This is a genomic window from Shewanella sp. SM20 (genome assembly GCF_025654545.1).
Lineage (GTDB): Bacteria > Pseudomonadota > Gammaproteobacteria > Enterobacterales > Shewanellaceae > Shewanella > Shewanella oncorhynchi.
The window spans coordinates 24600-40657 of record NZ_JAKKRK010000009.1 but is presented as its reverse complement, the minus strand read 5'-3'; the positions used below and the strand labels follow the sequence as shown (position 1 = coordinate 40657).

The 16058-nt window shown below is 47.4% G+C and carries 12 protein-coding genes; 8 read left to right on the top strand and 4 right to left on the bottom strand.

Annotated features, from left to right (window positions below):
• The first annotated feature begins 10 nt into the window (after positions 1 to 10).
• The 6 genes from L5M18_RS05730 (at position 11) to nagP (ending at position 9124) form a co-directional block, all read left to right on the top strand.
• A complete protein-coding gene (locus L5M18_RS05730) occupies positions 11 to 2839 on the top strand; it encodes a family 20 glycosylhydrolase (protein WP_263196188.1) in 2829 nt (942 codons plus the stop codon).
• A gap of 222 nt (positions 2840 to 3061) precedes the next feature.
• The gene (gene nagK / locus L5M18_RS05725) at positions 3062 to 3997 is read left to right on the top strand and encodes an N-acetylglucosamine kinase (RefSeq protein ID WP_263196187.1); all 936 of its coding nucleotides are present in this window, start codon (positions 3062 to 3064) and stop codon (positions 3995 to 3997) included.
• A gap of 17 nt (positions 3998 to 4014) precedes the next feature.
• Entirely contained in the window at positions 4015 to 5013 is a 999-nt protein-coding gene (gene nagB-II / locus L5M18_RS05720; protein ID WP_259513229.1) for a glucosamine-6-phosphate deaminase NagB-II, read from the top strand.
• A gap of 55 nt (positions 5014 to 5068) precedes the next feature.
• Positions 5069 to 6205 carry an N-acetylglucosamine-6-phosphate deacetylase gene (gene nagA, locus L5M18_RS05715; RefSeq protein WP_263196186.1) on the top strand — a complete coding sequence of 379 codons (1137 nt, stop codon included), beginning with the start codon at positions 5069 to 5071 and terminating at the stop codon, positions 6203 to 6205.
• A gap of 137 nt (positions 6206 to 6342) precedes the next feature.
• Entirely contained in the window at positions 6343 to 7497 is a 1155-nt protein-coding gene (gene nagX, locus L5M18_RS05710) for a transmembrane glucosamine N-acetyltransferase NagX (protein WP_263196185.1), read from the top strand.
• A gap of 328 nt (positions 7498 to 7825) precedes the next feature.
• Positions 7826 to 9124: an N-acetylglucosamine MFS transporter NagP gene (gene nagP, locus L5M18_RS05705; protein ID WP_263196228.1), complete on the top strand. Its 1299-nt coding sequence runs from the start codon at positions 7826 to 7828 to the stop codon at positions 9122 to 9124.
• Between the two features lie 82 nt (positions 9125 to 9206).
• Here the strand turns inward: nagP and L5M18_RS05700 are convergent, their stop codons facing one another.
• The 4 genes from L5M18_RS05700 to L5M18_RS05685 form a co-directional block, all read right to left on the bottom strand.
• Positions 9207 to 9929: a TorF family putative porin gene (locus tag L5M18_RS05700; RefSeq protein ID WP_113941294.1), complete on the bottom strand. Its 723-nt coding sequence runs from the start codon at positions 9927 to 9929 to the stop codon at positions 9207 to 9209.
• 183 nt (positions 9930 to 10112) lie between these two features.
• A complete protein-coding gene (locus tag L5M18_RS05695; protein WP_219234048.1) occupies positions 10113 to 10478 on the bottom strand; it encodes a cupin domain-containing protein in 366 nt (121 codons plus the stop codon).
• Positions 10479 to 10508: 30 nt separating this feature from the next.
• Entirely contained in the window at positions 10509 to 11999 is a 1491-nt protein-coding gene (locus L5M18_RS05690; protein WP_263196184.1) for a CoA-acylating methylmalonate-semialdehyde dehydrogenase, read from the bottom strand.
• 69 nt (positions 12000 to 12068) lie between these two features.
• A complete protein-coding gene (locus tag L5M18_RS05685) occupies positions 12069 to 13406 on the bottom strand; it encodes an aspartate aminotransferase family protein (protein ID WP_263196183.1) in 1338 nt (445 codons plus the stop codon).
• 280 nt (positions 13407 to 13686) lie between these two features.
• Between L5M18_RS05685 and L5M18_RS05680 the strand changes: the two genes are divergently transcribed.
• Complete coding sequence (locus L5M18_RS05680) at positions 13687 to 15183, top strand: aldehyde dehydrogenase (protein WP_263160875.1); 1497 nt, start codon at positions 13687 to 13689, stop codon at positions 15181 to 15183.
• Between the two features lie 440 nt (positions 15184 to 15623).
• Positions 15624 to 16031, top strand: coding sequence for a hypothetical protein (locus tag L5M18_RS05675; RefSeq protein WP_263196182.1), 408 nt, complete (start codon positions 15624 to 15626; stop codon positions 16029 to 16031).
• Positions 16032 to 16058: the final 27 nt, after the last annotated feature.

Sequence of the window (16058 nt, the reverse complement as noted above, 5' to 3'; positions counted from 1 at the left end):
AAGGATAATCATGAAAAAAACACTTTCAGCAAGCGCCATTTTACTGGCTTTAGGATTAGCGGCCTGTTCCGAGGCGCCTGTGACGCCTTCCGCAGCGTCAGCCGATAAGGCTGTGGCTCAAACACAGCAAGCTCAGGACGCATTAACTCAAGCGCAGCAAGCTCAGGACGCATTAACTCAAGCGCAGTTACAACAACTCGGGGATTCGTTAGTCGTAACTTACCGTGTTGTGACCAATGTGCCAGACGATAAGTGCCTAAAAGATAAAGCCGATGGTCGCTGTTTTGTCGCTCAAATTGATTTCGTGCCCGGTATGGATTTAGCCAGCCAAGATTGGGAAATTTATTTAAGCCAAATGCGCCCTGTGCAATCGGTTGAAAGCGGTGAATTGACGATAACGCACGTTAAAGGCGATTTACATCGTATTACGCCAACGGCTGCTTTTAAGGGGTTTGTTAAGGGCGAGAAAAAGCAATTGACGTTCCGTGGTGAGCCGTGGCAATTGGCTGAAACCGACGCTATGCCAAACTATTACCTCGCAGCAAAAGGATTAGAACCCGTCATTATCGCCAGCACTCAGGTGGGTAAAGATGCTGAAACGGGTTTAGAGACGCGTCCGTATGTTGAAGGGGTTACGAATTTTCAAACCCAATATCAACGCACTGAAACAGATAAACTCGCACCAGCCGATGCCGCGCAATTATTTAAAGCTAATCAAAGCGTGAGTGAAGATGCCGCCTTGGCTGTGGATACCATTATCCCAACGCCACAAAAGGTGAAGATCCATTCAACCGATACACCAGTATCCCTTGCTGGTGGTATTAAGCTCGAATATCAGCAAGATAACCCTGAGCAAAAGAGTCAAGTTGCGGCGGCTGTGGCACGTTTAGCTCGCCTGGGTGTGGCTGAATCTGCGAGTGGCATTATCGTGAAATTTGCCAGCCAAAAAGGGAATGAGGGCAGTTATCGCTTAGATATTCAGCCAACTGAAATTGTGATTACTGCTAATGATGCGGCGGGCTTCTCTTACGGTTTGTCATCATTAGCAAGCCTTGTGGATGTGAATTCGCTGAAAGTGAATGCTATGACCATTGAAGACAGCCCACGTTATCCGTTCCGTGGTATGCACATTGATGTAGCACGCAATTTCCACAGTAAACAATTGTTGCTGGATTTACTCGACCAAATGGCGGCATATAAGCTCAATAAACTGCATTTACACATGGCTGACGATGAAGGTTGGCGACTCGAAATCGACGGGCTACCTGAGTTGACCGACATCGGCAGTAAACGTTGCCATGATTTAGATGAAAATAGCTGCCTATTACCGCAGTTAGGCAGTGGGCCGTTTGGCGATACTAGCGTCAATGGCTACTACACCAAACAGGACTATATCGACATAGTGAAATATGCCGAGGCGCGTCAAATTCAAGTGATCCCATCGATGGATATGCCGGGTCATAGCCGCGCCGCGATTAAAGCGATGGATGCGCGTTTTCGTCGATTACAGGCTGAAGACGTAGAGCTTAAAAACACGGGCAAAGTGCAGGTTGTTCCTGTGCAGGAAACGGAAAATCAAGCTAGCACAGCGGTAAAAGCGTTAGATGCGGGCGCTCGTCAATTGCAAGCTGAAGGGAAAACCACTGCAGCTGAGCAATATTTGTTATCCGATGCAAACGACAAAACAGTTTATTCTTCAGTGCAATATTACGACGACAACACGCTTAACGTATGCATGGAATCGACTTATCACTTTGTCGATAAAGTGATTGATGAAATTGCCAAGTTACACCAAGCCGCGGGTCAACCATTGACGCGTTACCACATTGGTGCCGATGAAACGGCGGGAGCTTGGAAACAATCTCCGCAGTGTTTAGCATTTGTCGCCAATAACGATAAAGGCGTTAAGTCGATAGATGACTTAGGCGCTTATTTTATTGAACGAATTTCGACTATGTTAGCGGCAAAAGGCATTGAAGCAGCAGGATGGAGCGATGGTATGAGCCATGTTCGCCCTGAAAATATGCCCGCTAAGGTGCAGTCTAATATTTGGGATGTGATTGCCCACAAAGGTCATTCGCGCGCCAATCAGCAGGCGAATCTCGGCTGGGAAACCGTACTTTCTAATCCTGAGGTATTGTACTTTGACTTCCCCTATGAGGCCGATCCTAAAGAGCATGGCTATTACTGGGCGAGCCGCGCGACCAATAGCCATAAAGTCTTTAGCTTTATGCCTGATAATTTAGCCGCTAACGCCGAGCAATGGACCGATATTGAAAATCAGCCATTCGAAGCGGATGACAGAATAAAACTTGATGAGGCGGGTAACAAAGTCTCGGGTCCAAGGGAGAAAGGCAAACCCTTTACTGGCTTGCAAGGGCAGGTTTGGAGTGAGTCGATTCGCAGTGACGATACGATTGAATACATGGTGTTCCCGCGTTTGTTGATGCTGGCAGAGCGGGCTTGGCATCAAGCCGAATGGGAAGTGCCCTATCAGTATCAAGGCGCTGTGTATAACCAAAGCTCGGGGGCTTTTACCTTAGCCATGCGTGATGCACAGGCAAAGGAGTGGCAACAACTTTCGAATACCTTGGGCCACAAAGAGTTTATCAAGCTTGATAAAGCGGGGATTGATTATCGCGTACCGACGGTCGGCGCCGAGATCCGTGACGGAAAACTGTTTGCCAATATTGCCTATCCCGGGCTTAAACTCGAATACCGAAGCCTCAATGGGCAATGGCAAGCTTATCAAGCGGGATTGGCGGTTACTGCACCGATTGAGATCCGCGCCATTGCGGCCGATGGTATTCGTAAAGGCCGAAGTTTAATTGTTAACTAAATCATTTTTATATCTGGCTGTATTTTAAAGATAAAATACAGCTTTTTTGTTTTTCTGTGTCAGTGATTTCCGAAATTTTATTTTAGATGAAGAATTGCCTTAAAAAGTAAATGACAACGCTGTCATTTTTGCTGTAACATTGAGTTAACTAAAGTTGAGCGCTGTATTAACGGCAAATAATAAGCAACGGTAGCGCTGCATTGATAGGTGAAGAGGGGTGTCATGGGGTTAGTCCAGACAAAAGATCAACCACTGTTTATAGGTGTAGATGGAGGTGGTAGTAAATGCCGAGCCACCATCTACTCAGCAGAGGGTACCGTTTTAGGGACAGGTGTTGCAGGACGTGCAAATCCACTGCATGGTCTCACACAAACATTTGAATCCATTGAAGCATCGACTCGCCTGGCGTTGCTGGATGCGGGCATGAACGAGAGCGATAGTCACTTGCTGGTGGCGGGTCTTGGTCTTGCTGGCGTAAATGTCCCTAGGTTATATCAAGATGTTATCAACTGGCAGCATCCTTTTGCGGCCATGTATGTCACCACAGATCTGCATACCGCTTGTATTGGTGCACACCGCGGTGCCGATGGCGCTGTGATCATCACGGGCACAGGTTCTTGCGGTTATGCCCATGTTGGTGATACCAGCTTGAGTATTGGCGGTTATGGTTTTGCATTAGGTGATAAGGGCAGCGGTGCTTGGCTTGGATTAAAAGCCGCCGAACACGTGTTGTTAGCACTCGATGGCTTTGCCGTACCAACCCGATTAACCGACATGCTGCTGAGCTACTTTAAGGTCACCGATGCGCTCGGTATTGTCGAAAATCTAGCGGGTAAATCATCAAGTTGCTACGCCGCATTAGCCAGAAGTGTGCTCGATTGCGCCAGTGAAGGTGACGCGGTCGCGACGGCGATAGTGCAAGAGGGCGCAGATTATATTAGCGACATGGCGCGTAAGCTATTTAGCCTAAATCCGGTGCGTTTTTCGATGATCGGTGGCCTTGCAGAGCCTTTACAAGCCTGGCTCGGTGCCGATGTGGTCGCCAAAATTTCAGAAACCTTAGCCCCACCCGAACTCGGTGCTATGTATTTCGCCCAGCAAGAATTTAATAAGTCGTTATCAGTGCAAATAGGCACTGAAGCCAAATCCTGTATTTGAACGTGAAGGTAAAAGACATGACAAACACTATTATGGAGCAAGAAGCTCGCACCGCACCGCAAAAAATCGCTGGCCAGTTAGACGCTAACGCTGAAATCATGCAGCAGTTAGGTGAAAAACTGCGCGCCTTCGCCCCCCGTTTTGTAATGATCGTTGGTCGTGGTTCATCGGATCATGCGGGTGTTTTTGCTAAGTACTTATTTGAAATCGAAGCGGGCGTACCGACGTTTGCTGCAGCACCATCAGTGGCGAGTGTGTATGGTAAGACCTTGAAACTCGAAGGTGCGTTAGTGATTGTGATTTCACAATCTGGCCGTAGCCCTGATATTTTGGCGCAGGCGCGTATGGCAAAAAATGCCGGCGCTTTTTGTGTTGCCTTAGTCAATGATGAAACCGCACCGATTAAAGATATCGTCGATGTTGTTGTGCCTTTACGTGCCGGCGAAGAAAAAGCGGTTGCCGCGACTAAGAGTTACCTCGCGACCTTGTCGGCGATTTTACAGCTCGCCGCCGCTTGGACTCAAAGCGAATCGCTTGCTAGCGCCGTCGCTTCTTTACCCCAAGCGCTGCAAACGGCGGTGGACGCTGAGCCACAACTCACGCCAGAATCCGTTGCCGACGTGAAGAACTTAGTCGTACTTGGCCGTGGTTTAGGTTATGCGGTATCTAAGGAAATCGCGCTTAAGTTAAAAGAAGTGTGTTCAATCCATGCCGAAGCATTCAGTAGCGCCGAGTTCCTCCACGGTCCTGTGACCTTAGTTGAGAAAAAACTCACTATCGTTGATGTGTGTATTGGCGATGAATCCTACGCTAGCCACATAGAACAGATTGAAAACGTGAGCCAACGCGGCGCCGATTTAGTGCATCTGAATCAAACCTCGACTGACATTCACCCACGTGTTGCTCCGTTAGCATTATTACAACGATTCTATATCGATGTGGCTGCGGTTGCGATTGCCCGCGGTATCGACCCTGACCAACCGGCGGGCCTTAAAAAAGTGACGCAAACGCTCTAAGCTGCCGAAATTAAAGACTTAAGTCACTCGTGTTATTTATTGAAAGAGGTTTGCGATGAAAATCACCCTGATCGCCGAGTGTATTTTCGATGGTGAATATTTCCATCAAGATGTGCCTGTGACTGTTGAAGACGGGCACATTCTGGCGTTTGATACGGTTGTTGGCGCGAAGGACATCCGCCAAGCCGGAACGCTGGTGCCAGGTTTTATCGATGTGCAAGTGAACGGTGGCGGCGGGGCGTTATTCAATGCCGATCCGAGTGTTAATTGTATTGAGACTATCGGCCGTGCCCATGCGCGTTTTGGTACGACCGGATTTTTACCTACGCTAATCACAGATGATGTTAGCGTGATGGCAAATGCAGCCGATGCAGTGGCCGAGGCTTTAGTCAAAGGTAGCGCTGGCGTTTTAGGGGTGCATTTTGAAGGGCCGCATTTATCTGTGCCTAAAAAAGGTGTGCATCCGCAGGGTTTTATTCGCGAAATCACCGATGCTGAACTCGCGGTATTTTGTCGTCAAGATTTGGGGCTTAAAGTGGTCACGCTTGCGCCTGAAAATGTGTCGCCGGAGGTGATCCGCACGCTTGTCGCTTCGGGCGTGAAGGTGTGTTTGGGCCATTCTAATGCCGACTACGACACTGTAGTTGCAGCATTAGCGGCAGGCGCGACGGGCTTTACCCATCTTTATAATGCGATGTCACCACTGGGCTCCCGTGAGCCGGGCATGGTTGGCGCGGCGATTGAGAGTGAAACTGCGTGGTGTGGTTTGATTGTCGATGGTCACCATGTGCACCCTGCGGCGGCAAAGGTTGCACTAAGGGCAAAACCAAGGGGCAAGATGATGTTAGTCACTGATGCTATGCCACCTGTCGGTATGGACGATGAGACCAGCTTCGAGCTCTTTGGTACTCGAGTGCTGCGAGTCGGTGACAGATTAAATGCCGTGACAGGTGAGCTGGCGGGCTGTGTGCTCGATATGGCAACTGCGGTCAATAATACCGTCAACTTGTTGGGTTTACCTTTGGCGGAAGCCTTAAGAATGGCGGCGTTATATCCCGCGCAATTCCTTGGGATTGACCATAAGGCTGGCCGTTTAGCACTGGGACACAGGGCTGACTTTGTCTTGCTCGATGCGCAGAACAAAGTGCAGGCAAACTACATTGCTGGAAATGCAGTTTATGTTCGCCCTTAGTGTGCGTTGAGTCAGCAAAGCGTTAACCTTGGCCCTTGTCGTATTTTGATGACAGGGGCTAAGTTTTTTTATTGTACAGCATTAGTTTTGCTCAACTTTACTAAAAGCTTTTAATAACAATAATAAAGGATGATGGCATGGGGACGACACAGACAAATGCAATTGCGCCAGTAAAGGTGAATAAACCTAGGTTGATGTCGCTGGATGCACTGCGCGGCTTCGATATGTTTTGGATTTTGGGCGGTGAGGCTTTGTTTGGTGGCTTGCTTATTCTAACGGGCTGGGCAGGTTGGCAATGGGGCGATGAACAAATGCACCATAGCCAATGGCATGGTTTTCACTTCTACGATTTGATTTTTCCGCTGTTTATTTTCCTCTCTGGTGTGGCCTTAGGTTTATCCCCTAAACGTTTAGATAAATTACCTATGAAGGAGCGATTACCTGTGTATCGTCATGGGATTAAACGACTCTTTTTATTGCTGTTACTAGGCATTTTATACAATCACGGTTGGGGAACTGGCGCGCCTGCCGATCCTGAAAAAATTCGCTATGCCAGTGTGTTAGGTCGAATCGCCTTTGCATGGTTTTTTGCCGCATTATTGGTGTGGCACACGAGTCTACGAACCCAAATTATCGTCGCCTTGGGCATTTTGCTCGGTTATGGCGCAATGCAACTTTGGTTGCCTTTCCCTGGTGGACAGGCAGGCGTGCTCTCGCCAACGAAATCCATCAATGCCTATGTCGATTCGATTTTATTACCCGGCGTGAGCTATCAGGGACGCACGCCCGATCCAGAGGGGTTACTGTCGACTATTCCCGCCATCGTCAATGCGTTAGCGGGTGTGTTTGTCGGCCACTTTATTGTTAAATCCCATCCTAAAGGTGAGTGGGCTAAAGTGGGATTGCTCGCCGCTGCGGGTGGCATTTTCTTAGCCTTAGGTTGGCTGTTAGATCTTGTTATTCCGGTCAATAAAGAGCTGTGGACCAGTTCATTTGTGCTGGTGACGTCAGGCTGGAACATGATTCTGCTGGCGGTATTCTATGCCTTAGTCGATGTGCTTAAGTGGCAAAAATCCGCATTTTTCTTCGTGGTGATAGGCACGAACGCCATCATTATTTACTTAGCGTCGAGCTTAGTGGATTGGAAATATATCGCTCAAAGCGTGTTTGGCGGCTTAGTGCTGGCCTTGCCTGAAAGCGCTCAAGCGTTAGCTGCGGTTATCAGCTTGCTTGCGGTGCAGTGGCTGGTTTTATATTGGATGTATCGCCGCAATATTTTTGTCAGAATTTAGTCAGTTGGCTTAATAACTTGAGATAAGCCGCACGCACTCAGTGTCTGCGGCTTTTTTGACATTATTTTCTGGATGTGAGTCATCACTTACTTATAACTTATCAGTTAGCCAATCGATGATTACGAGGGAATATTCGCGAGAATTTATTAAATGACAGCGTTGTCTTTTTGTGTTATTTGTTTTAACATCACTGAAACAATGGTGCGTTTGGATGATAACATTAGCCATTGCGGACGAGTCGCGATACGGATATTCGGGAACTTAGGCATTAATGTCAACCCCGTTATCACCTCAATAATTAATTACTATAAGAAGCAGGTTTATGGAAATGACACTCGATAAAAGCCAGCAAAAAAGCAGCTTTCTCCCCATGGCCATAGTGGCCGCTCTCTTTTTCATCCTCGGATTCGCCACTTGGTTGAATGGTTCTTTGATGCCGTATTTGAAACAAATATTGCAACTCAATCCCTTTCAAGCGTCGTTGATCCTGTTTTCTTTTTATATCGCAGTGACCTTTACTGCCTTGCCATCCGCTTGGCTTATTCGCAAAGTCGGTTATAAGAATGGTATGGCGATTGGCATGGGTGTGATGATGTTGGCGGGTTTACTGTTTATCCCCGCCGCGGAAACCCAAATATTTGCCTTATTCCTTTTCGCTCAATTAGTGATGGGCGCGGGCCAAACTCTATTACAAACTGCGGTTAACCCTTATGTGGTGCGTTTAGGCCCTGAAGAATCCGCCGCTGCCCGTGTGAGTGTGATGGGTATTTTGAATAAAGGTGCGGGTGTGATTGCGCCTTTGGTGTTCTCTGCACTGATTTTAGACAGTTTTAAAGACCGTATTGGTACTGAACTGACCCAAGTACAAATTGAAGAAATGGCCGACGGTCTAGTATTCCCTTATTTAGGCATGGCGATTTTTATCGGTATTTTAGCGCTAGCGGTAAAAAAATCCCCATTACCAGAATTATCCAATGAAGATGAAGTGGCTGAAAATACCGATAAAGGGCAACTTAAAGCGGCATTATCTCACCCTAACTTAGCCTTTGGCGTGTTAGCGCTGTTTGTTTATGTTGCTGTAGAGGTTATTGCTGGCGATACCATTGGCACATTTGCTTTGTCTTTAGGCATAGAGTCATACGGTGTTATGACTTCCTATACTATGGTGTGTATGGTATTGGGTTATTCTTTAGGTATCCTGTTAATTCCTCGTTTTATTTCACAGCCTAAGGCTTTGATGGTGTCGGCTATTCTGGGTTTGTTACTGACGTGCGGTATTTTGTTTGGCGACAATAATTCCTACGCTATTGCTAATGTTTTGTTAGTGCCTTTTGGCGGTGTGGCGCTGCCCGATACTTTGTTGATGATTGCCTTCCTCGGTTTAGCCAATGCGATCGTTTGGCCTGCAGTATGGCCGCTAGCCTTGTCTGGGATGGGCAAATTGACCAGTACAGGTTCAGCGCTTCTCATCATGGGGATTGCTGGTGGCGCCTTTGGTCCAGTGTCTTGGGGCTTAATGAGCTCGGCGACTGATATGGGCATGCAGGGCGGTTATATTGTGATGTTGCCCTGTTATCTGTTCATCCTGTTCTACGCGGTGAAAGGCCATAAGATGCGTAGTTGGTAGTCAAGTCTGTTTGAACAGCTAAAAAGAAGCCCTCGATGATGAGGGCTTTTTTGTGTCTTAGTTAATCTAACCTAAGGCGAAATTAGAACGCGTAACTTACGCTCGCAAGCACGGTATCTGAGTTTTTGAATGCGCCATCAGAGACCTTTTGGTCACCGCTGAGATCTGTGCCTAACCAAGCGAGAGAAAGCCCAAAGCCTGCCAATTCGGTCGATACGCCAACAGAGTAATCAGAGTAGCTATCAAAACCTTCACCATCATCTAAGGCATCACCCACGTTATAGCCGTAGTGCAGATCGAGACTCCAGTTTTCAACAAATTCGTAGGAGTAGTTTAGCTCTCCATAGTGATAATCTAAGTCAGTACCACCGTAATCATTGGTAAACCAATAGGCTAGGCGAAAGCCCTTAAATTCCATACCCGTAATCACTTCGAAATAACCTATATCACTCTCGCCTGAGTAGTTATAACGGTTAAGGGTGATGTCGTAGGTCAGATCTTCGTTGATCTCACCACCATAGGCGACATAGAAATCGTATTCGATCGCTGGGCCGTTATAACCTGGCTCATCAAAATCCACGTTACTTGCCCAAGCGCCGACAGAGAAACCTGAGTCGAAGCTCCAATCAATACCGCCTTGCAGGGCAGGATCGCCAGCGGTTTGTGATACGCCGCGAAAACGATAGTCGTTAGTAAGACTAATTTCCCCTGTCACTTCGGCGGCGGCAATGCCGGAGAATAGGGTCGTGGTTAGCGCGAGTCCGACAAGCTGTACCAGCCGTTTTTTTTTCAGATTATTATGCACGGTATTTCTCCCATTTTCTTTGTTGACTCGGACGTGTTACTGGCGACCATGGTTATTCAATCGCGCTAGTGCATCCGTTGGTTTGCCAAACAACAGCCTAGGAAAACCCGTTGCTGTGACCTCATGGCGAGTTATTGCTAAGATAACTTAGCTTTTTTGAGGCTAACATCAGCCTCGTTGATCTCACTTTTGTTCGAAAATGACGTAAACCTTGCGGCAGGGCTCCACGACTTCCCAAGTGCCTTGAAAACCCGCGGGTATAATAAACCTGTCGCCCACAGTGAAAGTCTGCGATTGACCTTGAAGATCTGTGATAACACTTATCCCTTCGAGGATTTCGCAGTACTCGTATTCAGTGTAGTTTATTTTCCAAGCGCCTGATTCACTTTGCCAAATCCCACTGTGAAATTGATCACAAGGGCTAGAATAATGATTCTCTAGCCCTTGAGTTGGATTGCCAGTTAACAACTTTTCCGCCGGTAACTGGTAGGTTTCGACGGGTGTTTGCGCCGTAGCAAAGCGAATAATGGCGTTGATACTCACAGTCATTTGCGATTTCCTTGTTGAGCTGATATTCGGCTATTTCATCGTTGGCATCACAAACTCGGCTTGAGTCTGTTTACCCACCGGCCAGCGGGCAGTAATTGCCTTACGCTTAGTATAAAAACGCACGCCATCGGGGCCATGCATATGCAGCGGCCCAAACAGTGAACGCTTCCAACCGCCAAAACTGTGGAACGCCATTGGTACCGGGATCGGCACATTCACCCCAACCATACCGACTTGCACGTGGTGGCAGAAATGCCGCGCCGCTTCACCACTTTGGGTGAAAATCGCCGTGCCATTGCCAAATTCGTGTTGGTTAATCAGCTCAAGCGCCGTCGGGTAATCTTTCACGCGCACAATCGCCAGCACTGGGCCAAAGATTTCTTCGCGGTAGATGCTCATATCTGGCGTGACATGGTCGAACAAACAGGCGCCGAGGAAATAGCCCTGTGGATTTTCTTCAACACTCAGTTTACGGCCATCGACCAGCAGCACTGCACCTTCTTGCACACCGGCTTCAACATATTGGGTGACCTTGGCAAGGTGTTGTTTTGAGATCAGCGGACCCATTTCCATCTCTGGCGTCAGGCCGTTGCCGACTTTTAAGGTTTGGATTTGCGGTAGCAGTTTTTCCACTAACGCATCGCCCACATCGCCTACCGCGAGTACGACTGAAATTGCCATACAACGCTCACCAGCACTGCCGTAAGCGGCACCCATTAAGGCGCTAACGGCTTGATCTAAATCTGCATCTGGCATGAGTAACATATGATTTTTCGCGCCGCCTAAGGCTTGCACGCGTTTGCCATGTTTAGAGGCTGTGCTGTAGATGTATTCGGCAATCGGCGTTGAGCCTACAAAGCTCACCGCTTGCACATCTTTATGGGTGAGTAAGGTATCGACGGCTTCTTTGTCGCCGTTAATCACGTTAAACACGCCATCGGGAAGCCCCGCTTCTTTAAGCAGCTCAGCAATACGCATCACCGAGCTTGGGTCTTTTTCCGAGGGTTTCATAATAAAGGTGTTACCGCAGGCAATCGCGATTGGGAACATCCACATGGGAACCATCACGGGGAAGTTAAAGGGCGCTATGCCTGCGACAACACCTAAAGCTTGATTAACTGACCAAGAATCGACGCCGCCACCCACTTGCTGGGTGTGTTCACCTTTAAGCAAGTGCGGAATACCACAGGCAAATTCGACCACTTCGAGACCTCGGATCAACTCGCCCTTAGCATCGTCTATCACTTTTCCGTGCTCGCGGGTGATAAGCTGCGCCATTTCATCTAGGTTCTGCTCAACTAAGGCTTTGAATTTAAACAGCACTCGAGCACGGTTGAGCGGCGTGACTTGCGACCAGGTTTCAAAGGCGGTTTTAGCGATCGCGATGGCTTCGCCGACTTCGGTTTCGCTTGCTAGTGAGACTTGGCCACGTAGTTCACCCGTGGCAGGTTCAAAAATATCTTGGGTTCTGGTACTGGCAGGAGTGTGCTGACCATTAACAAAGTGAGTGATCTTGAGCATAGTTAACCTTTGATGTTCCCCGCCGCAGCGGGGTGTTAAATGTAAGAGTGGAACGAACCGCTGGTACTATTATCCAACGGCGTTAATGGCATCGCTTAGGCTATTAACCATTTGGTCAATCTCGCGTTTATCGACAATCAGTGGTGGTGACATGGCAATAATGTCGCCCGTGGCTCGCACTAAAGTGCCGTGGCGGAAGCAGTGTTCAAACACGCCGTAACCCCGTTTACCCACGCCTTGAGCGTTAGGGGAGAATTGAATCCCCGCCACTAAGCCTGTGTTGCGGATATCAATCACATTCGGCAACCCTTTGAGGCTGTGCACGGCGTCTTCAAAGTAGCGCTCAAGCTCAAAACTACGTTCGAATAATTGCTCATTCTCATAAATCGATAGTGTGGCAAGTGCGGCGGCGGCTGCGACTGGATGACCTGAATAGGTGTAACCGTGGAAAAACTCAATCAGTTCTGTGGGGCCTTGCATGCAAGTGTCGTGGATAAAATCTTGCACAAACACTGCGCCCATAGGGATGGCGCCGTTATTGATGGCTTTAGCAGTGGTGATCATGTCTGGAATAACGCCCCAACGTTGACTCGCAAAAGCGGCGCCAACGCGGCCAAAAGCGGTAATGACTTCGTCAAAAATCAGTAGGATGCCGTGCTTTTTAGTGATTTCACGCAGACGTTTTAAGTAACCTTGTGGCGGCAATATCACCCCTGCTGAGCCTGACATTGGTTCAACGATCACGGCGGCAATATTCTCGGCGCCATGCAGGGTCACTAGTTGTTCTAATACTTCGGCTTTTTCAGCGCCAAAGTGCGAGAGTCCACGGGTAAATGCCGCATTTTGGATATCTAAGGTGTGCGGTAAGTGATCGACGCCTTGCAATAATTGGCCACTAAATGCTTTGCGGTTATTGCTTAATCCACCGACAGATATACCGCCAAAACCTACACCGTGGTAACCCATTTCTCGGCCGATAAAGCGGGTGCGTGAGGCTTGACCGTTGGCTCTGTGATAGCAAAGTGCCATCTTAAGTGCAGTATCGACGGACTCAGAACCTGAGTTAGTAAAGAAGACCTTGTTCAATCCCTCAGGACTGAGCTCGACTAAGCGCTCGGCAAGTTCAAAGGCAATCGGATGACCCATTTGGAAGGAGGGCGCGTAGTCCATCTCTTTAATTTGTTTGCTGACCGCTTCGCTGATTTCTTTGCGACCATGGCCTGCGTTACAACACCATAAACCAGCGGTGGCATCTAATACCTTATTACCATCAATATCCGTGTAATACATGCCTTCGGCCTTGGCGAGTAACCGCGGACTGGCTTTGAATTGGCGGTTAGCGGTAAAAGGCATCCAGAAATGTTCAAGTGAGGGTGCGCTTGAGGAATTGAGCGGCAAATCGGCCATAGTGTCTACCTTGTCCTGTATTTTCAGGTCTTGTTTTAGGGTGGCTAATATTTGCTATGCTATGTTAGAAATAATGAACATGGAAGAGTTGTGTGCAGTTATTTGTGGCAAAAAAGCTATTTTTGTAAAAAATATTGAATTTTATTGCTTAAACAGCGTAACCTGAAGCTCGGATTATGACTGTGATGATGTTTAGCATTTGCGTTAAAGTCGTCACAGACCACTATTTTCTTGTCGATGAACGATAAACCACACCTATACGAATTATTAAGAGGTCATCATGAGCACACCGAAGAAACGCAGCGAATGGGAAAGTCTAGCTGCCAGCCTGTCTATTAATGGTAAGGCGTTTATCAATGGTGAATACCAAGATGCCGTTTCGGGTAACACCTTTGATTGTATTAGTCCTATCGATGGTCGCTTGTTGGTAAAAGTGGCGAGTTGCGATCTTGCAGATGCTAATCTTGCGGTTGCTAATGGCCGCAGCGTATTCGAGTCTGGTGTTTGGTCGCAGCAGTCTCCGGTAAAGCGCAAACAAGTGATGATACGTTTCGCCGAGTTACTGGAGGAAAATGCCAATGAGCTCGCGCTGTTAGAAACCCTCGACATGGGTAAACCAATTCGTTTCTCCAAAGCGGTGGATGTGGCGGGTGCTGCCCGTGCGATTCGCTGGTCTGGCGAAGCGATTGATAAAATTTACGATGAACTCGCGCCAACGGCTCACAATGAAATTGGCATGATCACCCGTGAGCCTGTGGGGGTTGTCGCCGCGATTGTTCCGTGGAACTTCCCAATGCTGATGGCGTGTTGGAAGCTCGGGCCCGCGCTGGCCACGGGTAATAGTGTAGTATTAAAACCCTCTGAAAAGTCACCCTTAACGGCTATCCGTATGGCGCAACTGGCTATTGAAGCTGGGATCCCAAAAGGCGTACTCAACGTGTTGCCAGGATTTGGTCATACTGTGGGTAAAGCCTTAGCGTTGCATATGGATGTGGATACGCTGGTTTTCACAGGTTCCACCAAAATTGCCAAGCAATTAATGATTTACGCTGGTGAGTCGAACATGAAACGCGTGTGGCTAGAGGCGGGAGGCAAGAGCCCTAATATCGTCTTTAATGACGCGCCAGATCTCAAAGCCGCTGCTGTTGCTGCTGCCGAAGCCATTGCTTTTAACCAAGGTGAAGTTTGCACCGCAGGTTCGCGTTTGCTGGTGGAGTCCGGGGTGAAAGATGAGCTTATCGCGCTTATCGCAGAGGAGTTAGCCTCATGGCATCCGGGGCATCCACTCGATCCCGCCACTGTGAGCGGCGCCGTTGTCGATAAACAACAGTTAGATACAGTACTCAGTTACATCAAAGCGGGTAAAGACGAAGGTGCAACCTTAGTCCACGGTGGCTGCCAAGTTATGGCCGATACGGGCGGTGTATATGTGCAGCCAACGGTATTTTCTAACGTAAACAATCAGATGAAAATTGCCAGCGAAGAAATCTTTGGCCCTGTGTTATCTGTTATTGAATTTAATGGCATGGAAGAAGCGATATCAATAGCCAACGATACCATCTACGGTTTAGCCGCTGGCGTATGGACTTCGGATATCAGCAAGGCCCATAAAACCGCCAAAGCCCTACGCTCTGGCATGGTATGGATCAACCATTACGATGGCGGCGACATGACAGCGCCATTTGGTGGCTATAAACAGTCAGGTAATGGCCGAGATAAATCTCTGCACTCCTTCGACAAATACACAGAATTGAAAGCGACTTGGATCGTGCTATAAGCGTTCTGTTTTTATAACCGCTCTTTTTTGTCTATATAAAAGAAGGAGCCGCTTTCGCTCAATACTAAAACCTCTTTTCATAGTACATGGAAAGAGGTTTTTTATTTTTTGGAGCTCAAGCCGTCCCCATTTTTTCTAAGCCATATTTTACTTGTAAAATCTGCATCTGTTACCGTGAATAACATGTTACCGTATTGGTTCGTAATGTTGTTGCTCACTTATACCCGATAGAATATTGACTTTAAACACTCCCATTAATATCTCAATTTACTTCCATTTTTATCTGCTTCATAAATATCGTAAGTTATCGCTTATAAATTTGTGGCTTTCAAACATTACCATTAATGCATTTAGTCATAGTGTAGTGGCATAGTGTGAAAAGTGTTGTAAGTTATTTGTGATATTATAGGGTGCTTAGATCATTGAATAAGAAGGCAAGTATGAACAACGTAGAAGAGTTTGGGGCAATCGTCAGTAAAGCTCTCGATAGTTACAAATCTGATTTTATGGAACTTGTTAGGGAATATGCGATTTCTTGTAAGAATCAAGGTGAGGCATATTGCGATTTTTTTGTCGACATCGCCTCTATGATGAATGGCGCATGGCTTTTAACCGCAGTATGTGAGTTTGAGGATGTTTCTGAATTTAAAGCCTTTAATTGGTATCAATTATTGAATGTTGATATAGAAAATATGCCAGAAGATGATTTGTTCTCCCTACAAAATAAGCTATATGAAATCGGTTATATTTGGTTCGTGGAGCAATTAATTTCCTCTAAAAAAGAAATAAAATGTATCGAAATTAGGTTCTTTCATAATGGCAGCAATGAATACCAATCTTTGGCATAATTAGCTTCTAACAGAGCTAAACGACAT